The organism is Oricola sp. (assembly GCF_022763245.1).
GTDB lineage: Bacteria > Pseudomonadota > Alphaproteobacteria > Rhizobiales > Rhizobiaceae > Oricola.
Genome location: NZ_JALEGV010000040.1, coordinates 290,543 through 313,909, shown reverse-complemented (window position 1 = coordinate 313,909; position 23,367 = coordinate 290,543). Strand labels below are relative to the sequence as shown.

Sequence of the window (23,367 nt, the reverse complement as noted above, 5' to 3'; positions counted from 1 at the left end):
CGCAATGAGTTCGACCGTCACAGATCTTGACCGTCGCTTCATGGCGGCCTGCATCCGTCTGTCGCGGCGCCACCTGGGCCGGACCGGCACCAATCCGTCAGTGGGAACTCTCATCGTCGCTGACGAGGGCAAGGGGCCGATCATCGTCGGCCACGGCGTCACGGCCCTGGGCGGCCGTCCGCATGCCGAGCCGGTTGCGCTAGGCGAGGCCGGCGAACGCGCACGCGGCGCGACCGCCTATGTCACGCTTGAGCCCTGCGCCCATCACGGCCGCACGCCACCCTGCGCGGAGGCGCTGGTACGCGCCGGCGTCGCCCGCGTCGTCGTTGCCGCGACCGATCCGGACGATCGTGTCTCCGGCAGGGGCTATGAAATCCTGCGCAGTGCCGGCATCGAGGTTGTGCCGGGCGTTCTGGCCGACGAGGCCCGTTCTGTCCTGTCGAGCTACCTGACCCGATCCGAAAAGAAGCGGGTCGAGGTCACGCTGAAGCTCGCGGTTTCGGCGGACGGGATGATCGGCCGCGCGGATGCCGGCCAGGTCCCGATCACCGGCGATGTCGCGCGAGCGCAAAGCCATGTCCTTCGCGCCGAGATGGATGCCATTCTGATCGGCATTGGAACGGCTCTGGAGGACAATCCGCAACTCACCTGTAGGCTTCCCGGTCTGAGCCAGCGCTCGCCGTTGCGGGTCGTTCTGGACCGGCATGCGCGGTTGCCTCTGACGTCCCGGTTGATGCAATCGGTGTCGGACGCGCCGTTGGCGATCGCGACCACGATGCCGCGTACGCCGTCGGCGCAGCTTCTCGAAGGGGCGGGGGCCAGGCTGATCGCGTGCGAGGAGCATGACGGCCGCATCGCCCTGCCGGAATTGCTGGACGATCTGGCGGCGCAGGGCGTGTCGAGCCTGCTGGTCGAGGGAGGCGCGGCTGTCGCGAAGGCGTTTCTCGACGAAGCTCTTGCCGATCGCGTCATCCTTTTCGAGAGCGACGTTGTCGTCGGCGCCAATGGTATCGCCGCGCCTTTCACACGCGCCAACCTGTCGGCCGACTATGCGGCCAGCGGCGAATGGCTGTTCGGTGCGGATCGCTGTAACGAATTCGTTCGGAGAAGCTGATGTTCACCGGGATCGTCACTGACATGGGTCGCATCGCATCGGTGTCCGAGCGGGAGAAGGGGCGTCGGCTGCGCATCGAAACCGCCTATGACCCCGAGACGATCGACCTCGGCGCGTCCATCGCCTGCGCCGGCGTGTGTCTGACCGTGGTCGCCTTGCCCGACGAGGGATCCAATGTGCGCTGGTTCGAGGTCGAGGCCTGGGAAGAGGCGCTGCGTCTGACGACGGTCGCCGATTGGCGTGAAGGGACGCGCATCAACCTGGAACGCGCCATGAAGGCAGGCGACGAATATGGCGGCCACATGGTGTCCGGGCATGTCGATGGTATGGCGCGCATCATAGACCGGATCGAGGAGGGCGAGGCGGTCCGCTTCGTGATCGAGGCGCCCGAAAAACTGTCGCGATACATCGCCCCCAAAGGGTCGGTGACCCTCGACGGCACCTCCCTGACGGTCAACGGCGTCGAAGGCGACGTCTTTGACGTCCTGTTGATACGCCACACGCTTGAGGTCACCACCTGGGGCGAGCGTCAAGTCGGCGACGCCGTCAATCTGGAGGTCGATCAGATCGCGCGTTACGTCGAGCGATATGTCAAACGCCTTGCGGAGATTGCCAAAGAGGCGTAGGCCACGCCCGCAATCGAAACTCGCCGGAGACCGCCATTCATGGCCAAAGATCGACCGCACGTGCTCATCGTCGAGGCACGCTTCTATGAGGGACTGTCGGAAGCGCTTCTGGAAGGCGCAACCGCTGCGCTCGAAGAGGCCGACGCGACCTGGGACGTCGTCACGGTTCCGGGCGCCCTGGAGGTTCCCGCCGCGATCGCTTACGCGCTGGAAGGCGACGCGGACTATGACGGTTTCGTCGCTCTGGGTGTCGTCATCCGGGGTGAGACGTATCACTTCGAGATCGTCGCCAATGAATCCAGCCGCGCGCTGACAAATCTGGCGGTCGATGAGTGCGCGGCGATCGGCAACGGGATCTTGACTGTCGAGAACGAGGCCCAGGCTTGGGCGCGCGCACGCCGTTCGGAAAAGGACAAGGGCGGCTTCGCCGCGCGTGCGGCGCTGACCATGATCGCGCTGCGCGAACAGATGGGTGCAGATGCCTAAAGTGGAAGACAAGAAGACGTCGGCGGGTCCGAAGCCAGCCAACAAACGTGGCGCGGCGCGGCTTGCCGCCGTCCAGGCGCTCTACCAGATGGATGTCTCCGGCGGTGGCGTGCTGGAAACGGCTGCCGAATACGAGACGTTTCGGCTCGGCAAGGAAATCGACGGCGAACTCTACCGCGAGGCGGACCCAGCCTGGTTCCGGTCGATCCTCGCTGGAGTGGTGGAACGCCAGAAGCAGCTCGATCCCATGATTCGCAACGCGTTGACCGAGGATTGGCCGCTCTCGCGGCTGGATTCGACCCTGCGCGCGATCCTGCGTGCGGGCACGTGGGAGCTGACGACCGTGAAGAACCTGCCGCAGGCGGTCGCGATTTCCGAATATGTCGATATCGCCCGGGCCTTCTACGAGGACGGCGAGGAGCCGCGCCTTGTCAATGCGGTGTTGGACCGCATTGCCAGAAACCGCTCGACGGGGTCATAACGGCCCTGCCATGCACCAGCCGATCGAAATCACCGAAGCAAGCGCCAAGCGCACCGCGCTGACGCTTGCCGCGGCACAATCGGTCGTCGGATCGGCCGCGCCGATCTCGATTTCGCTCGGTGGCCTTGCCGGCTTTCATCTCCTGCAACTCGGCGGTGCCGACACGTCGCTGGCGACGGCGCCCGTAACGGGCTTCAATGTCGGCGTGGCCATCGGCGCACTTCCGGCCGCGATGCTCATGCGCGCGGTCGGGCGGCGGTCAGGTTTCATGACCGGCGCGGTGATCACCGCGCTTGGCGGCGCGATCGCCGCCATCGCGCTGTTCCGTTCTTCCTTCTGGCTGTTTGCCTTTGGCTTGATCGTGACCGGCCTCGGCGGCGCCTTCGTCCAGCAATATCGCTTTGCCGCGGCCGACAACGCGCCGCCCCACTTCCGCCCGAAGGCGATTTCCTGGGTGCTCGGCGGCGGCATCTTCGCCGCGGTGATCGGTCCGCAGACGGTCGTGTGGACACGCGACCTCTTCGATCCGATCCTTTTTGCTGGCTCTTTCGTCGCCATGATCGGGCTTGGACTGATCGGCACTTTGATTCTGTCCACGCTGAACATCGCGCGCGACAAGAATAAAGAGGCCGTTGTTGCGGACGAGCCCATTCGCCCTCTGGCGGAAATCCTGCTGCAGCCGCGCTTCATGGTCGCTTTTGCCTGCGGTGTCGGGTCCTATGCGCTGATGAGCTTCGTCATGACCGGAGCCCCGCTCGCCATGGTCGGCTGCGGCTTTACGCCCGACGAAGCGGCGATGGGCATTTCCTTCCACGTCATGGCGATGTTCGCGCCAAGCTTCGTGACGGGCCGCCTGATCGCTCGCTTCGGCAAGGAACGCATCGTCGCGGTCGGCCTGATCCTGCTCGTCGGCTGTGCCATCGTCGCGCTCTCGGGCGTTGCGCTGTGGCAGTTCTGGTCGGCTCTGATCCTGCTCGGCGTGGGCTGGAATTTCGGCTTCATCGGGTCGACCACGATGCTGATCGAAACCTACAACGCCAGCGAGCGCAACAAGGTGCAGGGCCTGCATGACTTCCTGCTCTTCTCGACTGTTGCCTTCGCATCGCTCATGGCCGGTTTCACGCTGAATGCTTTCGGCTGGGAAATGGTCAACTGGATCGTCTTCCCGGTTGTCGTGTTTTGTCTCGTGCTGCTGGGGCTGCTCGTTCTCGGCGCACGCCGTAAGACCATCGTCTAGAGCAATAGTCCCGAATCCCGGGAGTGGCAGCTTTACGCCGCTTGACCTCCACTTGCGCCTTAAACTACCAATGCGGCCACTTCGTGCGTGATTTTCGCGCTTGAGGAGGAGTCTCATTGGGTCAGGGAGGGGATTTCCTGCCCGAGGAAATCAAAAGGAAACGGGAATGGTTCTTCTAGCTGTCATCGTTTGCGGATTGCTTTCGATCGTCTATGCGATCTGGGCGACGCAATCGGTCCTGGCCTCTGACCAGGGAAATGCGCGCATGCAGGAAATCGCGGGCGCGATCCGCGAAGGCGCGCAGGCTTATCTCAATCGCCAGTACATGACGATCGCGATCGTCGGTGCGGTGGTGTTCATTGCGACATGGTTCCTGCTGACGGCTGAAGCCGCTTTCGGCTTTCTGATTGGCGCGGTTCTGTCCGGCGCTGCAGGTTATATCGGCATGCACGTTTCGGTGCGTGCCAACGTGCGTACCGCGCAGGCTGCGTCGCACAGCCTCGCTGCCGGTCTCGAGATCGCCTTCAAGTCCGGCGCGATCACCGGCATGCTCGTCGCCGGCCTCGCTTTGCTCGGCGTCGCGGTCTACTATTACATCCTGACCAGCCTGATGGGCATGGCGTCCGACGATCGCACCGTGATCGACGCGCTGGTCGCGCTCGGCTTCGGGGCGTCGCTCATCTCCATCTTCGCCCGTCTGGGCGGCGGCATCTTCACCAAGGGTGCCGATGTCGGCGGCGATCTCGTCGGCAAGGTCGAGGCGGGCATTCCCGAGGACGATCCGCGCAACCCGGCCACCATCGCTGACAATGTGGGCGACAATGTCGGCGACTGCGCCGGCATGGCGGCTGACCTGTTCGAGACCTATGCGGTGACCGTGGTTGCCACGATGGTTCTCGGCGCGATCTTCTTCACCGGCGGCGAGGCGCTCGGTTCGGTGATGCTTTATCCGCTGGCCATCGGCGCAGCGTGCCTGATCACCTCGATCATCGGCACCTTCTTCGTGAAGCTCGGTGCCAATGGCTCGATCATGGGCGCGCTCTACAAGGGCCTGATCGCGACCGGCCTGCTGTCGATCCTCGGCCTCGGCGGCGCGACGTCGCTGACCGTCGGCTGGGGTGAGATCGGCACGGTCAACGACATCGTGATCACCGGAACCAACCTGTTCATCTGCGGTATCGTCGGCCTGATCGTCACCGGCCTGATCGTGATCATCACCGAGTACTACACCGGCACCAACAAGCGTCCGGTCAACTCGATCTCGCAGGCTTCGGTCACCGGCCACGGCACGAACGTGATCCAGGGCCTCGCGGTTTCGCTGGAATCGACGGCGCTCCCGGCAATCGTCATCGTCGGCGGTATCATCGTCACCCACCAGCTCGCCGGCCTCTTCGGCACGGGCATCGCCGTCACCGCCATGCTCGGCCTTGCCGGCATGATCGTCGCACTCGATGCCTTCGGCCCCGTCACCGACAATGCCGGTGGTATCGCCGAGATGTCGGGTCTCGATCCTGAGGTGCGCAAATCCACCGACGCGCTCGACGCCGTCGGCAACACGACCAAGGCCGTCACCAAGGGCTATGCCATCGGGTCTGCCGGTCTGGGTGCGCTCGTGCTGTTCGCGGCCTATTCCAATGACCTGAGCTACTTCGCCGCCAATCCGGAGGAGTTCACCTACTTCGAAGGCATGGGTGACATCTCCTTCTCGCTGTCCAATCCCTATGTGGTGGCGGGCCTGATCTTCGGCGGTCTGATCCCCTACCTGTTCGGCGGCATCGCCATGACGGCCGTTGGCCGTGCCGGCGGCGCAGTCGTCGAGGAAGTGCGCCGGCAGTTCAAGGAAAAGCCCGGCATCATGGAAGGCAAGGACCGTCCGGACTATGCCGCCGCTGTGGACATGCTCACCAAGGCCGCGATCAAGGAAATGATCATTCCGTCGCTGCTCCCGGTGCTGGCGCCGCTCGTCGTCTATTTCGGCGTGCTGCTGATTTCCGGCTCCAAGGCGTCCGCCTTCGCCGCTCTCGGTGCCATGCTGCTCGGCGTCATCGTCAACGGCCTCTTCGTCGCCATCTCGATGACCTCGGGCGGCGGCGCGTGGGACAACGCCAAGAAATCCTTTGAAGACGGCTTCGTCGACAAGGACGGCGTCAAGCACGAAAAGGGCTCGGAAGCGCACAAGGCCTCCGTGACGGGTGACACGGTTGGCGACCCCTACAAGGACACCGCCGGTCCGGCCGTCAACCCGGCCATCAAGATCACCAACATCGTGGCCCTGCTTCTGCTGGCGATCCTCGCACACTGACGGAGTATCGGGCGAGGCGAACACGCTTCGCCCGATCAAACGACACGACGAAAAACGGCGGCGGGATATCCCGCCGCCGTTTTCTTGTGCGCTGGAAGCTGGTGAACCTAGCGGTTCGTGAGCGTGTCGGCGTTCGGCGTGAGCGAGCCGGACAGGATCTGAACCAGGAAGGTCTGGTCGCTGCCACCCGTCGGCGTGGTGCGGGAAATGAAGTCGAACACCCGGCCGTCCTGCATGCCGTAATTCGCGATATGCTGCACCGTGTCTTCGCCGTCGAAATAAACGGCAAGGACACGCTGGTCGATCAGCTTCGGCTTCAGGAAAGCCGCTCCGCGGCGCCGCGTCTGCGAGATGTAGTAGAACACCTCGTTGTCGAACACTTCCTTGGTCGTCGGCGTGCCGAGCGTCAGCAGGACCTGTTCACGGCTGGAGCCGGGAGGCACGAGCTGCAGGGTTTGCTCGTCGATGACGAAACCCTGCTTGTAGGTTTCGCTTGGCGAGAGAACGCTGGCCGTCGAACATCCGCCAAGAGCGAACGCACTGCAGCCAAGCAGGATGGGTAGAGCCGTCGTGAAATGTATTCTCTTCTTGATTTTTTGCGGCTTCACCATCATCTCCGTCAATCGTAATGGCCTTCGGCCCGTATTGGGACTGGTTCGGTAACCCGAGTCCTGCCCGGTTGCAAGCGCGCCGGCGCCTTTCGGCCGAAGCGATGAAAGGTGCCTTTGCACGATGATTATGTCACTGTTTCGGCGCACGTCGCGGAACCGCAACCAAAAGATTGTCGATACGACATTCGCTTCGATCGTCGCTGGCGCGCGCAATCCGGTCTTCTTTGCCGATTGGGGCGTTCCGGACACGCCGCTTGGCCGGTTCGAGGCGATCGGCCTGCATCTGATCCTCTACCTGCATCGCATGCGCGGTGCCCCGAGCCCTGCCGACGAGCTCTCCCAGGACGTCCTCGATGAGTTCTTCCGCGAGGTCGATCACTCGATCCGCGAACTCGGCGTCGGCGATCCGTCGGTGCCGAAACGCATGAAAAAGCTGGCGCGCATGTTCTATGGCCGCATGGAGCGTTACTGGACGGCGATCGACGCCAAGGATGCAGCCGCTCTCGGCGAAGCCGTTGCGAAGAACGTCGCGCCGGAAACCCCGGAAACGATCGATGGCAAGGCAATCTCCGATTACATGATGCGCGCCGCCGATCATCTGGCGGCAATATCGGACGACGAGTTGTTTGGCGGCAGCGTGCGTTTCCCCGAGCCTGTGGCGGAGGGCGCGAGCGCATGACTGAACGGATCTCAGAAGGGGGCGCGAGTTCCGTTTCGCGACCGGTCGTCGTCTCGGTTCTGCCGTCGGCCGGATTTCCCGTCCGAATCGACGCCGACGAGAAGGAACGCGCCGCGCTCGCCGAAGCGCACGGGCTGGACGCGGTAGAGTCGTTTGTCGCTGACCTTGAGGTGAAGCGCTGGCGCAAGGACGGCGTGCGCGTTGTTGGAACAGTCCATGCCCGCGTGGTTCAGTCATGCGTGGTCACGCTGGAAACGGTGATCTCCGATCTCGACGCTCCCGTGGATGCCGTCTTCCTGCCGGAAGGGTCGCGAATGGCGCGTCCGCTCGACGAGGACGGCGCGTTGATCGTCGATCCGGAAGGCGCCGATATTCCGGAGATGTTCGAAGGTGGCGTCATCGACGCCGGGCTGGTCGCCGAGGAGTTTTTCGAATTGGCGATCGATCCCTATCCGCGTGCGCCGGGCGCAGCGATGGAGGAGGGCACGGCCTCGCAGGCGGACGGATCGGAAGACGAGGCGTCAGAATCTCCGTTTTCCGGTCTGGCCGCGTTGCGCGATAAGCTGTGAAACCGGAAACTTCGGGAAAATAAGGTGTTGAGACCGCCGGAAGAAAAGCTATGTTCGCCCCGCCAGAGGCCCAGCGCCTCCGGCCAATGGCCTGTGAAACGGGCGCGAAGACGGGACCGAACGGCTTGATAACAATCTCGATTGACGCAATGGGCGGCGATTTCGGGCCGGCGGTCATCATTCCGGGCGCCGCCAAATCACTTGAGCGCCATCCTGAACTGCGTTTCGTGATCTTCGGCCAGGAAGACAAGGTGACGCCGGTGCTCGACGGCTTCGAACGCCTGAAGGCGGCGTCGCGCTTCGAGCATTGCGAGGTCGCGGTGCGCATGGACGACAAACCCAGCCAGGCATTGCGGCAGGGGCGCTGGAAGTCCTCCATGTGGAAGGCGATCGAGGCGGTCAAGAACGGCGAGGCCGATGTCTGCGTTTCGGCAGGCAATACCGGCGCGCTGATGGCGATGTCCAAATTCTGCCTGCGCACCATGTCTTCGATCGAACGGCCCGCCATCGCGGCGATCTGGCCGACGCTGCGTGGCGAGAGCATTGTCTTGGATGTTGGCGCGACGATCGGCGCCGACGCCCGCCAACTCGTCGATTTCTCGGTCATGGGAGCCGCGATGGCGCGCGCCCTGATCGAGGTTAAGCGCCCGACGGTCGGCTTGCTCAATGTCGGCGTCGAGGAGATCAAGGGGCAGGAACAGGTCAAGGAGGCCGGACGGCTGCTGCGGCTTGCCGATCTGCCGACACTCGACTATCGCGGTTTCGTCGAGGGCGACGATCTGGGTCAAGGCTCGGTGGACGTGGTCGTGACCGAAGGCTTTTCCGGCAACATCGCGTTGAAGACCGCGGAAGGAACAGCCAAGCAGATCGCCGAATATCTGCGTGCCGCCATGAGTCGGACTATCATGGCGCGCATCGGTTATCTTCTGGCGCGCGGCGCGTTTCGCCGCCTGCGCGACAAGATGGATCCGCGCAAGGTCAATGGCGGCGTCTTCCTCGGATTGAACGGCATCGTCATCAAGAGCCATGGCGGGACCGACGAAGAGGGCTTTTCCGCCGCCATCGACGTCGGCTACGACATGGTCCGCAACGCATTGCTGCAGAAGATCGAAACCGACCTGCGAAATTTCCATGGACGGTTCGATCAGGTCATCGCCGAAGAAGCGACAGTGACCGGGAATTCGGAGTGACAGAGTTCGCATGATCAGATCGACCGTAACCGGAATCGGAAGCGCCCTGCCGAAGCGCGTCATGGCGAACCAGGATTTCGAGCACATCATCGACACGACGGATGAGTGGATCATCCAGCGCACGGGCATTCGCCAACGCCACATCGCCAATGACGATGAGACCACGGCTTCGCTCGGCGAGGAGGCAGCGCGCAAGGCGCTCGAGTCGGCCGGGCTCGAGCCGGCTGACATCGACCTCATCATTCTCGCCACCTCGACACCCAACAACACGTTCCCGGCAACGGCCGTGGACATTCAGAACCGGCTCGGCATGCATCATGGCGCCGCCTTCGACGTGCAGGCAGTGTGCTCGGGTTTCGTATTTGCCCTGACGACGGCCGATCTCTACATTCGCGGCGGCATGGCCCGCCGGGTGCTGGTGATTGGAGCCGAGACCTTCTCGCGCCTTCTCGACTGGGAAGACCGGACGACCTGCGTTCTCTTCGGAGACGGGGCGGGGGCGCTGGTGCTGGAAGCGGGTGACGGCGTCGGCCTGACATCGGATCGCGGTGTTCTCGCGGCGAAGCTGCGGTCGGACGGCTGCCACAAGTCGAAACTCTATGTCGATGGCGGCCCGTCGACGACCAAGACCGTCGGCCATCTGCGCATGCAGGGCCGCGAGGTGTTCAAGCATGCCGTCGGCATGATCACGGATGTCATCGAGGATTCCTTCGCGGTTGCCGGCATTTCCGCTGACGATATCGACTGGTTCGTCCCGCATCAGGCGAATCGCCGGATTATCGAGGCCTCGGCGAAGAAGCTTGGAATCGCTGAGGAAAAGGTTGTGATCACCGTCGATCGGCATGGCAACACGTCGGCCGCCTCGGTTCCTTTGGCACTTTCCGTCGCGGCTGCCGACGGGCGTATCAAGCAGGGCGATCTGATCCTGCTCGAGGCGATGGGCGGCGGATTCACGTGGGGAGCAGTTCTGCTGCGCTGGTAAAAATTCGCAGATAACGGCGACGTTGCTTGACCGGCAGTCGGTCACAAGGTAGCCTTTTTTCTGACTTTTCAGTGTGTTGAGGGAAGCCAGGTCAGATGGGTGACAAGACGCTCACACGAGCGGATCTGGCAGAAGCGGTGTATCGCAACGTCGGGTTGTCGCGCAGTGAATCCGCGGCGCTCGTCGAGATGATCATCGATGAGATTTGCGACGCCGTCGTGCGTGGCGAAACGGTCAAGCTTTCCTCGTTTGCGACATTCCAGGTCCGCTCCAAGGCGGAGCGCATTGGCAGAAACCCCAAGACGGGCGAGGAAGTGCCGATCTCGCCGCGGCGTGTTATGACGTTCAAAGCTTCCAATGTGCTGAAACAGAAGATCGCCGACGCGCATGCGGCGCGGGCGCCAAAGGCTGATTCCGCCGGCGATTGAGCGCGGTCGCGCGCGGCGGGCAATGCTCAGCCGATGTGCTAATTTCGGTGCGCAAGTTACGGTCAAATCACGGTAATGCTTTGCGCAGGGTCGAGCCGGCGGTACAATCCCGCGGATTCGCGAGGAGCCTGAGAGCCGATGGAAAAGAGTCCCGACGCATTCCGCACCATCAGCGAAGTCGCCGACGAACTGGACCTTCCCCAGCACGTCCTGCGCTTCTGGGAGACCCGCTTCTCGCAGATCAAGCCGATGAAGCGGGGCGGTGGTCGCCGGTACTATCGTCCCAACGACGTGGATATGCTTCGCGGCATCAAGCACCTCCTCTACGAGGAGGGCTACACCATCAAGGGCGTCCAGAAGCTGCTGCGCGAGAACGGCGTGCAATTCGCCGTGGCGATCGGCACCGGCGACATGTCCGCGTTTGAGGAAATGACGCGCAAGAACGCCGATGCTGCCCGAGCGGCGGAGAGCGGCGGAAAGCGCGAGGAGCGTGCCGCGCCGGCGGACACGCATGCCAATGTTCTGGTCGGTGAGCCGAAGGCACGCAGCAAAGGAATTTTCGGCGTCGGTGGCCGCGGTGGCGAGGCTGCTCATCCGGCCGATGAGTTGCAGCTCTCGAAGGAAAACCGCACATTGCTGCAGGAAGCCTTGTTCGATCTCCTGGAGTGCAAGCGGCTTCTCGATCAGTGCCGCTGAACTGAACGGCGCTCGACCGTCTCCAATTAAGTGCTTGCCATCACGTGCATTTGCCGCGTTAACTGGTCAGGTTGCGTTGCAACATGACGTCGGGGGGCCGGCATGAACTTCATGGACGATTGAGGGCAATTTGCATGGCATCAGCGGTCTCGCCAATCAGCGACTATCTGGCAACGCTGTACAAGACGCTCCACAACAACACTCAAGGCGAAATCGCCACCTACATCCCCGAACTGGGCCTGGCAGACCCGTCATCCTTCGGCATTTGCATCGCGACTGTCGATGGTCAGGTCTACACGGCGGGCGACGTGGATATCCGCTTCACGATCCAGTCGATGTCGAAGCCGTTCATCTACGGGTACGCGCTTCAGCAGCACGGACAGGAAAAGGTGCAGAAGAAGGTCGGCGTGGAACCCACCGGCGAGTCCTTCAACTCCATCGTTCTCGACGAACTCACCAATCGTCCCTTCAATCCGATGGTCAATGCCGGAGCCATCGCCGTTACCGAATTGGTCGAGGGCGACACGCCCGAGCGCCGGCTCACGGAGATGGTCGATTGGTTCAGTCGGTTCGCCGGGCGCGAACTGGACATTGACGAGTCCGTCTTCCGCTCCGAACAGGCGACGGGTCACCGCAACCGCGCCATCGCCTACATGATGCTGAACACCGGCATGCTGGAGCGCGATCCGGAGGACGTGCTCGACCTGTATTTTCGTCAGTGCTCGCTCAGCGTCGATTGCAAGGACATGGCAGTCATGGCGGCGACCCTGGCGGCGCAGGGCGTCAACCCGCTGACCCGCGAACGGGTGCTGGCGGTCGACAATGTCCGTGACGTGCTCACGGTCATGAGCACCTGCGGCATGTATGATTATGCCGGCCAATGGGCCTATGACGTGGGTTTCCCGGCCAAGAGCGGCGTGTCCGGCGGCGTCATCGCGGTCATCCCGGGCCAGCTCGGCGTTGCGGTCTATTCTCCGCCTCTGGATCGCGTCGGCAACAGCGTGCGCGGCGTCGAGGCCTGCAAGAAGCTGTCGCATGATTTCAGCCTGCACCTGTTTGACGGCCGCACGGATGTGCATTCGGTGATCCGCCGCGAATACACCGGCGCTGTACCCTCGAAGCGCGTTCGCTCCGCCGCCGAGCGCGAGTTCCTCGCCAAGTTCGGTGAACGCCTGAACGTCATCGAGGTCCAGGGCGCACTGTTCTTCGGCTCCGCCGAGAACTTCCTGCGCCGGCTGACGGAGATTGCGCAGGACGGCAAGACGATCGTCGTCGACATGAAGCGGGTCGCCTATGCGGACCGCACGGCGATCGAACTGATCTGCCAGACGGCGAGGGCGCTGTCCGGCAGGAACTGCGAGCTCATATTCACCGAGTTGTCCGAGAACCCCGAGCTCGAGCGGCTGCGCCGCGCGCTTGACGAGCGTGTCTGTCCGGAAACGGGTTTCAGCCGGCTCGACGACACCGACATCGCGATCGAGCAGTTCGAGGACGCGATCCTTGAGGAAGCGGAAATGCGTCGCAACGACCGCATCATCCCGCTTGACGAGATCGACATCTTCAACGGGCTTTCCAGCGACGACCTGCGGACCCTGTCCGCCGCGGTGACGACGTTCCAGTTCGATGCCGGGCAGAAGATCATCAACGAGGGCGACGACGCCCGCATCTTCTTCGTCGTCGGGCGCGGATCTGTCAGCATCTGGGTCAATGTGGACGGGCGCCGGCCACGCCGCATCGGTTCGGTCGGGCAGGGAGGTCCCTTCGGGGAGATGGCTTTGCTGGATGGCGGCAAGCGCTCTGCCGACGTGATCGCCGACGTGCCGGTCATCTGCTACGGATTCTCGGTCGACGGCATTCGCGAGATCAGCGTCGATTCGCCGACGATCATGACCACGATCCTGGGCAATCTCGTCCGCATCATGTCGGATCGCCTGAGATTGGCCAATGACGAGATCCGCGCGCTGCAATAGGCGCCTTGCAGGTGGGAAATTGGAATAGGGCGGAATTACCGCTTGCCACGCTTTGCCCGATAATCTAGGGCTTTGCGCGGTTCGGAGCGTAGCGCAGCCCGGTAGCGCACTTGACTGGGGGTCAAGGGGTCGTGGGTTCGAATCCCGCCGCTCCGACCATTTTTCTCCTTCTTTGACTGTGCAGTCACCGCCACCTCGGGTGCGGTCGGGCGTTCATTCCGCGTTCAGGTCGGCATCGCCAGTATCTGGACAACAAGGGAGAACACGCCATGAAACAGTTTCCAAAAGCATTTGTCGCCATGACCGTCGCCGCGATGACTGTAGGTGCAGCGACCGCCCCGGCCTTCGCGAAGGTCTACACCGTCGTCTTCGCCGGCAAGCCCACGGATGTGGACTGCCCCGAGAGCCCTGAAGGCCACAACATGTCCTGGGTCAGCCGCAACTGCACCGCCGTGCGGGTGGCGCCTGGCGGTTTGGTGCCGCATGCAAGGGCCGGGAAGACGGCCCTGCGCTGAGCCTCATACCAACTGCGCCAACGGGCGCGCCGTTGGTTCGACGGCGCGCATGTGCTTCGCCTCCAGTGCGATGCAGCCCCAGACGATGCCCAGCAGCAGGTAGAAATGGCGCCAGTGGTCGGTGTCGATGACATTGCCGATCGCCACATGTCCGAAGAAGGCGATATAGGCGCACAGCAGATAGGGCTGCCACGGTCGGTCGCGGAACAGAATCCGGAACCCGCCGGCAAGTGTCACGATGACCAGCGTCACATAGGCTGCGAAACCGAGCCACGAATAGGCGAACAGCGATTTCAGCCAGATGTTGTGCGGGTCCTCGCCATAGATGCGGGCGAACTGCCCGGGTCCGATGCCGAGCGGCGTCTCGGTCGCCTGCATGTAGCCCATCAGGTGACGCTCGAACCGGCCCATATGGCCGGCGTCGTAATCCTGCAGAAGCTGGGCGCGTTCCAGGAACAGCGCGCGTACCGCGTCGATCTGCAGAACCACGATCAGCGCGGCGACAATCCCGGCGATCGCGAAGATGGAAAGGATCAGGATCCGCAAACGGAAGCGGCTGGAACTGCTGTTGAGGAAGAGGGCGACGACCAGCAACATGCTGCCCATTGCGAGCAATCCCCACCCGGCGCGCGAGAACGACAGGAACAGCGCGATCGAGAGCACGACTGCGATCGCGGCTGATGGGATCATCTGGCGTGCAGGGCGAGTCAATACGCCGTGTATGGCGAAGAGCGTCGGCATCAGGAGGTAGGGCGCGAAGACGTTCGGGTCCTCGAACAGACCCTTCGCGCGTCCGTAAAGCGTGAATTGCTGCGTGCCGGGCACAAGGTCGAAATAGCCGATGATCGCCGCTCCGCCAGTCAGCAGCGCCGCGATCGTCCAAGCGTTGAAGACCAGTGAAAGGCGCCGCGAATCCGCTGCGATCACGCTCGCGAAGAAAACGGCGCTCAGCGCCAGGAACAGCGAACTCGCCATGTAGAGCGGCGCGTCGCCCCACTCCGCCAGTTGAGTGACCGCAATCACCCCGCCGATGTTGAAGACGAGCAGGAGGGTCAGCGGGAAGATCACGCTGCGCGGAATCGTCAGAAGGCCCGTCAGCGCCCATGCGCCGATCAGTCCCGCCATGTAGAGTTCATAGGGCGCAGGCTCGTGAAGCACGAAGCCGGAGAGGAAGACACCGACCCAGATCGCGCTTCCCGCAACCATGGCCCCGAGAGCGCGATTGACGGACGCGTTCGATGGCGCGAGGGCGGCGTCGGTCAATAGGCGTTTTCCGTCGAGAGCAGGCGGAAGGGCGTCAGAAACAGGATCTTCAGATCGAGCCAGATCGACCAGTTCTCGATGTAGTAGAGGTCGAAATCGGTGCGGTGGCGGATCTTGTCGTCGGTATCGGTCTCGCCACGCCAGCCATTGATCTGCGCCCATCCCGTGACGCCCGGCTTGACGCGGTGGCGGGCGAAATAGCCGTCCACGACCTCGCCATAAAGCCCGTTGGCCGCTTGCGCGCCCATGGCGTGCGGGCGGGGGCCGACCAGAGACAACTCGCCCCGCAGGACGTTGAAGAACTGCGGCAATTCGTCGATCGACGTCTTGCGGATAATGCGGCCGACCCTGGTCACGCGCGGATCTCCCTTGGTGACGAGAGCCCGGGCCGTCGGATCGCATTGATCCGTGTACATCGAGCGGAACTTGAAGACCTCGATCACCTCGTTGTTGAAGCCGTGGCGCTTCTGCTTGAAGATGACCGGACCCTTGCTGTCGAGCTTGATGGCGATCGCGGTCGCCAGCATGATCGGCGAGAACGCGACGATGGCGAACGACGAGAAAACGATGTCGAAGGCGCGCTTGGCGACGGAGTCCCAGTCACGGATCGGACGGTCAAGGACGTCGAGCATCGGCACAGACCCAATGAAGGAATAGGCCCGTGATCGGAAGCGCAGCTTGTTGGAGTGGGCTGACAGGCGAATATCGACGGGCAGCACCCAGAGCTTCTTCAACATGGCTAGAACGCGGTCCTCTGCGTCGAGCGGCAGGGACACGATCAGCATGTCGATATGGGCGCGGCGCGTGAACGTCACGAGTTCGGAGATGTTGCCCAGCTTCGGATATCCGGCGACAACGGGCGGAGATCGCAAGTCGTCGCGATCGTCGAAGATACCGCAGATGCGAATGTCGTTGTCGTGGTTCTTTTCCAGCGCGCGAATGAGTTTTTCGGCCGGCTTGCCGCCGCCGACTATCACCGCGCGCCGCTCCATCGTGCCGTCGCGTGCCCAGCGACGAATGCGCAGCGACAGCAGGAGCCGCGTCGATAGCAGGAACAGCAGGCCGCTCAGGAACCAGGAGGCGCTCCACACACGGCTGAACTCGTACGAAATCTTCAGCATGAAGCCGGTGACGGCGAGCAGGGCGAACGTCGTTGCCCAGGCGATGATGACACGCGGAAACCATTTCATCGGTTTGCGCAGAGCCCGTACGGCATAGCCGCCGCCGGTCTCGTTGAGGACGACGAAGAGCAGGCTGCCACCGAAGATGGCGGCCGAATAGATCAAGGCCAGATCGGGATCGAACCCGACATAGCTGATCATGATCGCGGCGCCGATCGCGGCCAGTCCGAGGAACTCGCCGATTCGCAGAAGCCCGCTCACCATCGCGGGCGAAACGGTGTCGCCCTGATATTCCGCGGCAATGCGTTCAACGAGCGGGTCGAGTTGCGACTCCTGCGCACTCGGCCGTTCGCCGGTCTGATAGTCACGGATCGCCTGGCTCGACAATTGCAGGCGGTGATCGATCTCGTTCATGGGCGCCAACACGATTGTTTGCGCTCGTATAGGCACAAAGCCCCTAAGAAACGTTTGATGAAACCGCTTCAGTTAGCCGTGTCGGCGCGACGCGAGGGCCTCGCGATAGGCGTGCAGGGCGTTCGCGGCCATCACATCGACTGAGAACCGGCCGCGCATATCGCCCTGGGAGGGCATCCAGTCTTTCAGCGTGTGCGGTTCGTCCAGGGCAACGCACATCTGTCGTGACAGTTCGTTGGAATCCGGTGAGACCAGAGACGGATTGTCCTTGCCGAAGATCTCCGGGATGCCGCCGACGCGTGTCGCGATCACCGGCATGCCGGCGGCAAGCGCTTCGAGCACCACATAGGGCAGGGCTTCGGCACGCGACGGCATGACGAAACAGCGGGCCAGCGCGAAGGCGTCACGGGCCGGCATAGGCGGGTGAAACGCGACATTGTCCTGAAGTTCGAGGTCTTCGGCGAGCGTACGGATCGCCGCTGCATCGGGCCCGTCGCCAACGAAGACCGCGTGAACGGCACTTCGCCCGGACGCGCGCAGGGTGGCGAGCGCATGCAGCAGCAGGTCGGGACCCTTCAGAAGGCGCAATTCGCCCAGAAACAGGAAGTCGGCCGCACCGTCGCTCGGCTTGACCGGTTCGAACTCTGCCGGCCGCAAGCCATTGTAGTTCACGGTCCAGGGGCAACTCGGTGCGCCGATCTTGCGCGCGTAGGTCTGTTGCTCGTAGTCCGCGACGAACAGGATCTGGTCCGTCAGGCGTTCCAGAATGCGCTCGATCCGGAAATAGAGCCTGCCGGACCGGCTTTCCGGCGCATAATGCAGGCTGCCGCCATGCGGCGAATAGAGACGGGCGACGCGAGACCTTTCAACCCGTGACAGTGAGCCCAGCGCACGGGCGAAGACACCGCCCTTGGCGCCGTGTCCGTGAAGGACGTCGGGCTGCAATTCCTTGATGATCCTGAGGACCTTGAGTGCATCAGCGACATCGCCCGGGCCGACCGAGCGGCGCATATGCGTGCGATGCAAGCCCAGAGCCAACCGTTCCGACAGCTCGCTTGCCATCGTCTCGTTGTAGCCCGGCGAGCCGGCGATGTCGCAAATGACGCCAACCTGATGCCCCCTGTCCTGATGGGCGAGAGCAAGGTCGCTGACATGGCGGAAGAGGCCGCCCATGGGAGCGCGCAGGACGTGAACGATGCGAAGGGGATCGCCATTGGCCATCTTTCGCCTGGTCCGCCTGCTAGAACAGTCGTTCGCGAACGAAGATCGTGTCGCCGGCCATCAACGGGTCGCTGATGACGACGCGTCCGGTGATCACCCGGCCGTTGATCTTGCGGGTGATGTCCACATTCGCCTGGTTGGCGCGTGCGGAGAACCCGCCGGCGGCTGCGATCGCGTTCTGTACGGTCATGCCGGGCGTGTAGGCGTATTGTCCGGCGGCGCCGACTTCACCCATCACGAAGATCGACCTGTACTGGTCCACTTCGATGGAGACGTCGGGATTGCGTAGAAAGCCGTTGCGCAGCTTGGCGGCGATCTCGCCCTCCAACTGCTGCACTGTCCTGCCGCGTGCCGGGACCGCGCCGATGAGCGGGAAGGCGATATAGCCGGACTGATCGACGGAATAGGAGTTCGTGAGGTCGGCCTGGTCGAACACGGTGATGCGGATCCGGTCGCCGGCGTCCAGCATGTAGGGCTGGTTGATCGCTTCGTGAAAGGCGGCCGGAGCAGGTCTGTAGCCCGAGCAGCCGACGAGCGCCGCCGTCACGACGAGCGCTGCTGCGAGAGCGGATCCTTTGCGTTTCGGCCGAAACATCGATGCAACCTCAAAGTGCCTTGGCAGTGTGCCGCCATGGCGTCGTTATCCGTCTGTTAGGGTTAATGGCTGGTAAAGCAGGCGCGCTTTTGCCCGGGTATCCGGGGTTCCGCGTACTGAACAAAGCGTTACGCGGTCATTTACCGGGAAGAAACCATGTTCCTTTACTGTCGTCCTGCGTGTTTGGAGTATCGGAGAGTTTCATGTCGCGAATGGATTACGCAGCGCAGGATGCCGACATCGATATCGGCCGGTTGTTCGCGGCATTGTGGCGGGACAAGCTGCGTATCGTGCTGGGCGTCATCGTCCTGACCGGGCTGGCATTCGCCGCGCTCTCCATGGCGACGCCTCAATACCGTTCCGACGCGCGCATCCTCATCGAGTCCGGCGAGTCCATCTTCACCCGGCCGCAGAACGAGCAGAACGCTTCGGCAGACAATGCTGCCTTGCTGGACCCGGAAGGGGTTGCCAGCCAGGTCGAGATCCTTACGTCAAGCGATCTTCTGGCGCAGGTTGCGCAGGATCTGAAGCTCGAACAGAATGACGAGTTCAATCCTGTCGGGTCCATGTCCAGCTTGAAGGCGGGACTGGTCGCGCTTGGGCTGGTCGAGGATCCGTCATTGTTGTCGGCCGAGAAGCGCGTTCTCCACGGGTTGCGCGAGCGCCTGACCGTCTATCCCATCGCCAAGTCGCGCGTCATCGTCATCGAATTCCGTTCGCAGGACCCGGTATTGGCGGCGAAAGTGCCCAATGCGCTGGCCGAAGCCTACCTGGCGTTGCAGAGCCGTGCGCAGCTCGACACCACCGGCAAGGCCGCGAGCTATCTTGCGGAGGAAGTTTCCGATCTTCAGAAGAGCGTCCGCGAGGCCGAAGCCGCCGTCGCGAGCTTTCGCGCCAGTTCCGACCTGCTGATCGGCCAGAACAGCTCCGTGCTGGCCACTCAGCAATTGGGTGAGCTCACCACCGAGTTGTCGCGAATCCGCGCTGAGCGCGCCAGTGCCGAGGCGCGTGCCCGCAATGTGAAGGCAGCCCTCAATCGCGGCGCGTCGATCGATTCGCTGTCGGACATCGTGCAGTCCGAACTGATCGGCCGCCTGCGCGAGCGTGAAATCGCGTTGGAGGCGCAGATCGCCGATCTGTCGGCGACCCTGTTGCCTGGTCATCCCCGCATACAGGGGCTGCAATCGCAACTGCAGAACCTCTCGAGCCAGATCCGAACGGAGGCGCGCAAGATCCTCTCCGGGCTGGAGAACGAGGCCGAAATCGAGCGGGCGCGTGAGCAGGAGTTGGTGGCCGATATCGGCCAGCTCAAGGCGGCCTCTGCCAATGCCGGCGACAATGAAGTCGAGTTGCGCGCGCTCGAACGCGAGGCCGCTTCGCAGCGCGCCTTGCTGGAAAACTACCTTGTCCGCTACCGCGAGGCGCAGTCTCGCGACGAGGGGCAATACGCGCCCGCCGGCGCACGGCTCATTTCAAGCGCTGTCGTTCCCGTGGAGGCTTCGTTTCCCAAGATGGTCCCGATGCTGGCTGCAGCCGCGTTCGTCTCACTTATCGTGATGATTCTCGCGACCTTGATGCGTGAGCTGTTCTCGGGCCGCGCTTTCGTCTCCGCGGCCGTGCCGGCACCGGCCCAGCAGGTTGCGATGTCGCATCCCGTTGTTTCGGCAGTCCCCCCGAGAACGGTGCAGAACTGGCCTTCCGAACACGGCATCGGGCATGCCGAGCGACGGTTCACCGACACGTCAACATCGGAACAGGGTTTCGATGACAATTACGGCGTGGATGCGCTTGCGGCCCACCTGACGGAAAGCGGCTCGGACCGTGCGATCATGATATCGCCGGAAGGCGATGCGGGTGCAGCCGCTTCGGTTGCCCTAGCGCGCCGGTTGGCCGGCGAGGGACTTCGCACGGTGCTCGTCGATCTCACGGTTTCCGGCGCCGCGACCCGGCGCATGCTGCACGATCTCGACCGGCAGGGCATCACGGACCTGCTCGCCGCTTCCGCGTCCTATGCAGAGGTCATCTATCCGGATTTCGCGACGGGCGCCCATGTCATCCCGACAGGCACGGCCGACGCAGAGGAAGCGATGAAGGCAATCGACCGCTTGCCGATCATCCTCGACGCGCTGGTCTCGGCCTATGACATCGTGATCGTCGAATGCGGGCCGACCAATGCGGATGCGTTGAACCGACTCGTCGGCGAAGCCGGCCAGATCGTGCTGAGCGTGTTCGACCCCGCCGCCCCGGAGATCGTCGAAGCGGCCGAGAACCTCGTCGAGGGTGGCTATGAGGACATTCTTCTGGTCACGGCAGACATCGCCGACGAGGCCGCTATCGCACCCCAGGCCTACCGGGCCTATGCCCGATAGGCGGATGCAGACGCTGCCGCTGCGCGCGTTCAGACCCGTCTGACACGATCCGTACTGTGCCGCCGAACGACCTCCGTTCGCGATCTGCTGCCCTTGAGAATTGAAGAGCTTGCCTCTCGTCAGAGGGTGGCAGAACGTCGCGCGTCGCATTACATTGGATGAAGTCTGTGTTGGATTGGAGGAGCCTGCACGGAACTCTCATGATAGTTCCCACTTACGACTACCTGCTGATAGCGGCGTCCGTCCTTGTATCGCTGATGGCCTCGTTTACCGGGCTGACCCTGACGAAGGGCATCTCCGCTCTGCCGGAAGGCCGGCGCAAGGTGCAGATCGTCATGGCGTCGCTCGCGCTCGGGGGCGGCATCTGGTCGATGCACTTTGTCGCGATTCTCGCGATGCGGTTTCCGCTGCCGATCGACTATGACGCGCTCTATACGCTCGGCTCTGCTCTGATCGCGATCCTGATGGCAGGCACCGCGCTGCTGATCATGCACTTCGCGCCACGCACCTGGATCAGCCAGGTCGCCGCCGGGGTGATTCTGGGCAATGGGATCGTCGTCATGCATTATGTAGGCATGTCCGCGATCCGGGGCTGTCTTGCGCTCTACGAACCGATCGGCGTGGTTCTGGCGATCGTCGGCGCGACGATCATGGGTATTGTCGCCGTCGGCGTTGCCTACGCCAAGCGGGACACCGCCCATATCCTGGCCAGCACGATGATCTTCGGCTCATCCGTCGTCGTCGTGCACTTCGTGGCGATTGCCTGGACTTCGTTCGAGACGTCGGGCGGCGCGGCGGGCATCACGCCGCTGATCGAGAACGGCACGCTTGCGCTGCTGGTCATGTTCTCGGCTTTCGTCATTTGCGGCACGTTTCTTCTCGTATCGACCAACTACGTCTTCTCAGGAATCGGACAGGCAGCCACGGCGAATGGAACAGCCGACACCTTCGCGGGTACGCTCGAGGGCGGCGAGGAACCACTGCCCGAAGAGGCGCTGTCCGCGGCCTTCGCCCCGCATGGCGACGCGCCACGCATCCCCTATGAGCGCGACAAGTTGACCTGCTTCGTTCCCGCCGATCAGGTGATCGCCCTGCGCGCCGAGGGCCATTACACGGTACTCTACACCCGCGAGGAAAAGCTTTTCTGCCCCTGGTCGATCTCTGAAGCGGAAAGGCGTCTGCCCGATTCGCTCTTTCTTCGCACGCACCGCAGTTACCTGGTCAACATCCACCAGGTCACGGCATTCGAGCGCCACAAGGACAGCGGCTCCTGCCACTTTGACGGCGTCCAGTCGCTGAAATTCGCGCCGGTCAGCCGCGGCAATGTCGCGGGCGTGCGTGAGGCGCTCGGCCTTTAGCGACATCTATACAGTGACAAGATTTGCGGTTGTCCCTGGCGTGCGCGTGAGCGAGGGCTCATCCTGCATGCTGACATTTTCTGACCCCACATCTTCGCAGGGAACGGGACCGAGCCTCTAACCCCGTCTGTCGCAGTTCGTGCAGCCTATTCGCATCTCGTGAAACGAACTGCGCCCGCCATGTCTTTGCGGTCGCCTGCGTCGGATCGCCTCGTATCTTCCCGATCACGCGGACGCCGGAACGCTCCGGCACGATCCGCAGCGGGAGGATATGCATGATACCTGGTACATTTGATTACCACCGGCCGGACTCCGTCGAGGCGGCGGTGGCGCTGCTCGCCGAGCACGGTGACGAGGCACGCGCGATTGCGGGCGGTCACAGCCTGATCCCCATGATGAAATTGCGTATGGCGGAGGTTCAACATCTCGTGGACTTGCAGGGCATCACCGATCTGAAGGGGATCAAGGTCGATGGAGGCACGGTCACGATCGGTGCGATGGCGACACAGCACGAACTGATCGCAAGCGAGGCGCTCGCCCAGGCGGCACCGATCATCCGCGAGGCGGCGTTGCAGATCGCCGATCCTCAGGTCCGTTATGTCGGCACGATCGGCGGCAACGTCGCCAATGGCGACCCCGGAAACGACATGCCCGGCCTGATGCAATGCCTCGACGCGACCTATGTCCTTGTCGGCCCGGAGGGAAAGCGCGACGTCCAGGCACGCGATTTCTACGAGGCGGCCTATTTCACCGCTCGCAGCGACGACGAGCTGCTGGTCTCGATCCGCTTCACCGCGCCGAAAGGCGGTTACGCCTATGAGAAGCAGAAGCGGAAGATCGGCGACTACGCGACGGCCGCCGCGGCCGTGCTGATCGCCAAGGACGGGGGCACCTGTTCGTCGGCTTCGATCGCGATGACCAATCTGTCCGACACGCCGGTCTGGTGCGAGGCTGCCGCGGAGGCGCTCGTCGGCACGAGCCTCGACAAGGCGGCCGTCGATGCCGCCGTCGCGGCCATGACCGGGGCGATCGATCCGCAGGAGGACAATCGCGGTCCGGTCGATTTCAAGAAACATGTCGCCGGCGTTGTTTTGCGCCGGGCAATCGAGCGCGCCGCGTCGCGCGCCTGATCGGGAGGAA

The 23,367-nt window shown here is 63.2% G+C and carries 22 protein-coding genes and 1 tRNA gene; 18 read left to right on the top strand and 5 right to left on the bottom strand.

Features of this window, described 5'->3' with window-relative positions; translation table 11 throughout:
* Positions 1-4: 4 nt before the first annotated feature.
* The 6 genes from ribD (at position 5) to MRY80_RS18915 (ending at position 6,246) form a co-directional block, all read left to right on the top strand.
* Positions 5-1,114: a bifunctional diaminohydroxyphosphoribosylaminopyrimidine deaminase/5-amino-6-(5-phosphoribosylamino)uracil reductase RibD gene (gene ribD / locus MRY80_RS18940; RefSeq protein ID WP_293292627.1), complete on the top strand. Its 1,110-nt coding sequence runs from the start codon at positions 5-7 to the stop codon at positions 1,112-1,114.
* Entirely contained in the window at positions 1,114-1,740 is a 627-nt protein-coding gene (locus tag MRY80_RS18935; RefSeq protein ID WP_293292626.1) for a riboflavin synthase, read from the top strand. Before ribD ends, MRY80_RS18935 begins: the two co-directional genes overlap by 1 nt.
* Before the next feature lie 39 nt (positions 1,741-1,779).
* Positions 1,780-2,226: a 6,7-dimethyl-8-ribityllumazine synthase gene (gene ribH / locus MRY80_RS18930; RefSeq protein ID WP_293292625.1), complete on the top strand. Its 447-nt coding sequence runs from the start codon at positions 1,780-1,782 to the stop codon at positions 2,224-2,226.
* On the top strand, positions 2,219-2,707 hold the full coding sequence (gene nusB / locus MRY80_RS18925; protein WP_293292624.1) for a transcription antitermination factor NusB: 489 nt from the start codon (positions 2,219-2,221) through the stop codon (positions 2,705-2,707). The genes ribH and nusB overlap by 8 nt, the downstream gene beginning before the upstream one ends.
* Before the next feature lie 10 nt (positions 2,708-2,717).
* A complete protein-coding gene (locus MRY80_RS18920; RefSeq protein ID WP_293292623.1) occupies positions 2,718-3,944 on the top strand; it encodes an MFS transporter in 1,227 nt (408 codons plus the stop codon).
* A 166-nt stretch (positions 3,945-4,110) separates the two neighbouring features.
* A complete protein-coding gene (locus tag MRY80_RS18915; protein ID WP_293292622.1) occupies positions 4,111-6,246 on the top strand; it encodes a sodium-translocating pyrophosphatase in 2,136 nt (711 codons plus the stop codon).
* Positions 6,247-6,353: 107 nt separating this feature from the next.
* Here MRY80_RS18915 and MRY80_RS18910 read toward each other — a convergent pair whose 3' ends face one another.
* Entirely contained in the window at positions 6,354-6,857 is a 504-nt protein-coding gene (locus MRY80_RS18910; RefSeq protein WP_293292621.1) for an outer membrane protein assembly factor BamE, read from the bottom strand.
* Between the two features lie 121 nt (positions 6,858-6,978).
* On the opposite strand from MRY80_RS18910, the gene MRY80_RS18905 reads away from it, so the two are divergent.
* From MRY80_RS18905 to MRY80_RS18865, 9 genes are all read left to right on the top strand, one after another.
* Positions 6,979-7,536: a ubiquinol-cytochrome C chaperone family protein gene (locus MRY80_RS18905; protein WP_293292620.1), complete on the top strand. Its 558-nt coding sequence runs from the start codon at positions 6,979-6,981 to the stop codon at positions 7,534-7,536.
* Positions 7,533-8,105, top strand: coding sequence for a DUF177 domain-containing protein (locus MRY80_RS18900; protein ID WP_293292619.1), 573 nt, complete (start codon positions 7,533-7,535; stop codon positions 8,103-8,105). The genes MRY80_RS18905 and MRY80_RS18900 overlap by 4 nt, the downstream gene beginning before the upstream one ends.
* Positions 8,106-8,230: 125 nt before the next feature.
* Positions 8,231-9,295, top strand: a complete 1,065-nt coding sequence (plsX, locus tag MRY80_RS18895; RefSeq protein WP_293292618.1) for a phosphate acyltransferase PlsX — start codon at positions 8,231-8,233, stop codon at positions 9,293-9,295.
* Between the two features lie 10 nt (positions 9,296-9,305).
* A complete protein-coding gene (locus MRY80_RS18890) occupies positions 9,306-10,277 on the top strand; it encodes a beta-ketoacyl-ACP synthase III (RefSeq protein WP_293292617.1) in 972 nt (323 codons plus the stop codon).
* 95 nt (positions 10,278-10,372) lie between these two features.
* Positions 10,373-10,705, top strand: a complete 333-nt coding sequence (locus tag MRY80_RS18885; protein WP_293292616.1) for an integration host factor subunit alpha — start codon at positions 10,373-10,375, stop codon at positions 10,703-10,705.
* A gap of 138 nt (positions 10,706-10,843) precedes the next feature.
* Entirely contained in the window at positions 10,844-11,401 is a 558-nt protein-coding gene (locus MRY80_RS18880; RefSeq protein ID WP_293292615.1) for a MerR family transcriptional regulator, read from the top strand.
* Between the two features lie 134 nt (positions 11,402-11,535).
* Complete coding sequence (gene glsA, locus MRY80_RS18875; RefSeq protein WP_293292614.1) at positions 11,536-13,371, top strand: glutaminase A; 1,836 nt, start codon at positions 11,536-11,538, stop codon at positions 13,369-13,371.
* An 82-nt stretch (positions 13,372-13,453) separates the two neighbouring features.
* Positions 13,454-13,530, top strand: a tRNA-Pro gene (locus tag MRY80_RS18870).
* A 110-nt stretch (positions 13,531-13,640) separates the two neighbouring features.
* Positions 13,641-13,886 carry a hypothetical protein gene (locus MRY80_RS18865; RefSeq protein WP_293292613.1) on the top strand — a complete coding sequence of 82 codons (246 nt, stop codon included), beginning with the start codon at positions 13,641-13,643 and terminating at the stop codon, positions 13,884-13,886.
* Between the two features lie 3 nt (positions 13,887-13,889).
* Here the strand turns inward: MRY80_RS18865 and MRY80_RS18860 are convergent, their stop codons facing one another.
* The 4 genes from MRY80_RS18860 to MRY80_RS18845 all read right to left on the bottom strand — a co-directional run bounded on the left by MRY80_RS18860 (position 13,890) and on the right by MRY80_RS18845 (position 18,500).
* Positions 13,890-15,149, bottom strand: a complete 1,260-nt coding sequence (locus MRY80_RS18860) for a hypothetical protein (RefSeq protein WP_293292612.1) — start codon at positions 15,147-15,149, stop codon at positions 13,890-13,892.
* A complete protein-coding gene (locus MRY80_RS18855; protein ID WP_293292611.1) occupies positions 15,146-16,684 on the bottom strand; it encodes an undecaprenyl-phosphate glucose phosphotransferase in 1,539 nt (512 codons plus the stop codon). The genes MRY80_RS18860 and MRY80_RS18855 overlap by 4 nt, the downstream gene beginning before the upstream one ends.
* A 72-nt stretch (positions 16,685-16,756) precedes the next feature.
* The gene (locus MRY80_RS18850) at positions 16,757-17,905 is read right to left on the bottom strand and encodes a glycosyltransferase family 4 protein (protein WP_293292610.1); all 1,149 of its coding nucleotides are present in this window, start codon (positions 17,903-17,905) and stop codon (positions 16,757-16,759) included.
* 19 nt (positions 17,906-17,924) lie between these two features.
* Positions 17,925-18,500 (bottom strand): polysaccharide biosynthesis/export family protein, encoded by a 576-nt coding sequence (locus MRY80_RS18845; RefSeq protein WP_293292609.1) that lies wholly within the window; start codon positions 18,498-18,500, stop codon positions 17,925-17,927.
* Between the two features lie 2 nt (positions 18,501-18,502).
* On the opposite strand from MRY80_RS18845, the gene MRY80_RS18840 reads away from it, so the two are divergent.
* The 3 genes from MRY80_RS18840 to MRY80_RS18830 all read left to right on the top strand — a co-directional run bounded on the left by MRY80_RS18840 (position 18,503) and on the right by MRY80_RS18830 (position 23,357).
* The gene (locus tag MRY80_RS18840; RefSeq protein WP_293292608.1) at positions 18,503-20,869 is read left to right on the top strand and encodes a Wzz/FepE/Etk N-terminal domain-containing protein; all 2,367 of its coding nucleotides are present in this window, start codon (positions 18,503-18,505) and stop codon (positions 20,867-20,869) included.
* Between the two features lie 200 nt (positions 20,870-21,069).
* A complete protein-coding gene (locus MRY80_RS18835) occupies positions 21,070-22,227 on the top strand; it encodes an MHYT domain-containing protein (protein WP_293292607.1) in 1,158 nt (385 codons plus the stop codon).
* A 275-nt stretch (positions 22,228-22,502) separates the two neighbouring features.
* Positions 22,503-23,357, top strand: coding sequence for a xanthine dehydrogenase family protein subunit M (locus MRY80_RS18830; protein WP_293292606.1), 855 nt, complete (start codon positions 22,503-22,505; stop codon positions 23,355-23,357).
* Positions 23,358-23,367 lie beyond the last annotated feature (10 nt).

What these genes read in the sequence shown, in the direction of transcription:
- MRY80_RS18835 (WP_293292607.1), top strand. Translation starts at nt 21,070, where the DNA reads ATGATAGTTCCCACTTACGACTACCTGCTGATAGCGGCGTCCGTCCTT.
- ribD (WP_293292627.1), top strand. Translation starts at nt 5, where the DNA reads ATGAGTTCGACCGTCACAGATCTTGACCGTCGCTTCATGGCGGCCTGC.
- glsA (WP_293292614.1), top strand. Translation starts at nt 11,536, where the DNA reads ATGGCATCAGCGGTCTCGCCAATCAGCGACTATCTGGCAACGCTGTAC.
- MRY80_RS18900 (WP_293292619.1), top strand. Translation starts at nt 7,533, where the DNA reads ATGACTGAACGGATCTCAGAAGGGGGCGCGAGTTCCGTTTCGCGACCG.
- MRY80_RS18910 (WP_293292621.1), bottom strand. Translation starts at nt 6,857, where the DNA reads ATGGTGAAGCCGCAAAAAATCAAGAAGAGAATACATTTCACGACGGCT.
- nusB (WP_293292624.1), top strand. Translation starts at nt 2,219, where the DNA reads ATGCCTAAAGTGGAAGACAAGAAGACGTCGGCGGGTCCGAAGCCAGCC.
- MRY80_RS18885 (WP_293292616.1), top strand. Translation starts at nt 10,373, where the DNA reads ATGGGTGACAAGACGCTCACACGAGCGGATCTGGCAGAAGCGGTGTAT.
- MRY80_RS18920 (WP_293292623.1), top strand. Translation starts at nt 2,718, where the DNA reads ATGCACCAGCCGATCGAAATCACCGAAGCAAGCGCCAAGCGCACCGCG.
- MRY80_RS18830 (WP_293292606.1), top strand. Translation starts at nt 22,503, where the DNA reads ATGATACCTGGTACATTTGATTACCACCGGCCGGACTCCGTCGAGGCG.
- MRY80_RS18890 (WP_293292617.1), top strand. Translation starts at nt 9,306, where the DNA reads ATGATCAGATCGACCGTAACCGGAATCGGAAGCGCCCTGCCGAAGCGC.
- ribH (WP_293292625.1), top strand. Translation starts at nt 1,780, where the DNA reads ATGGCCAAAGATCGACCGCACGTGCTCATCGTCGAGGCACGCTTCTAT.
- MRY80_RS18865 (WP_293292613.1), top strand. Translation starts at nt 13,641, where the DNA reads ATGAAACAGTTTCCAAAAGCATTTGTCGCCATGACCGTCGCCGCGATG.
- MRY80_RS18935 (WP_293292626.1), top strand. Translation starts at nt 1,114, where the DNA reads ATGTTCACCGGGATCGTCACTGACATGGGTCGCATCGCATCGGTGTCC.
- MRY80_RS18845 (WP_293292609.1), bottom strand. Translation starts at nt 18,500, where the DNA reads ATGTTTCGGCCGAAACGCAAAGGATCCGCTCTCGCAGCAGCGCTCGTC.
- MRY80_RS18915 (WP_293292622.1), top strand. Translation starts at nt 4,111, where the DNA reads ATGGTTCTTCTAGCTGTCATCGTTTGCGGATTGCTTTCGATCGTCTAT.
- MRY80_RS18840 (WP_293292608.1), top strand. Translation starts at nt 18,503, where the DNA reads ATGCAACCTCAAAGTGCCTTGGCAGTGTGCCGCCATGGCGTCGTTATC.
- MRY80_RS18850 (WP_293292610.1), bottom strand. Translation starts at nt 17,905, where the DNA reads ATGGCCAATGGCGATCCCCTTCGCATCGTTCACGTCCTGCGCGCTCCC.
- MRY80_RS18855 (WP_293292611.1), bottom strand. Translation starts at nt 16,684, where the DNA reads ATGAACGAGATCGATCACCGCCTGCAATTGTCGAGCCAGGCGATCCGT.
- MRY80_RS18905 (WP_293292620.1), top strand. Translation starts at nt 6,979, where the DNA reads ATGATTATGTCACTGTTTCGGCGCACGTCGCGGAACCGCAACCAAAAG.
- MRY80_RS18880 (WP_293292615.1), top strand. Translation starts at nt 10,844, where the DNA reads ATGGAAAAGAGTCCCGACGCATTCCGCACCATCAGCGAAGTCGCCGAC.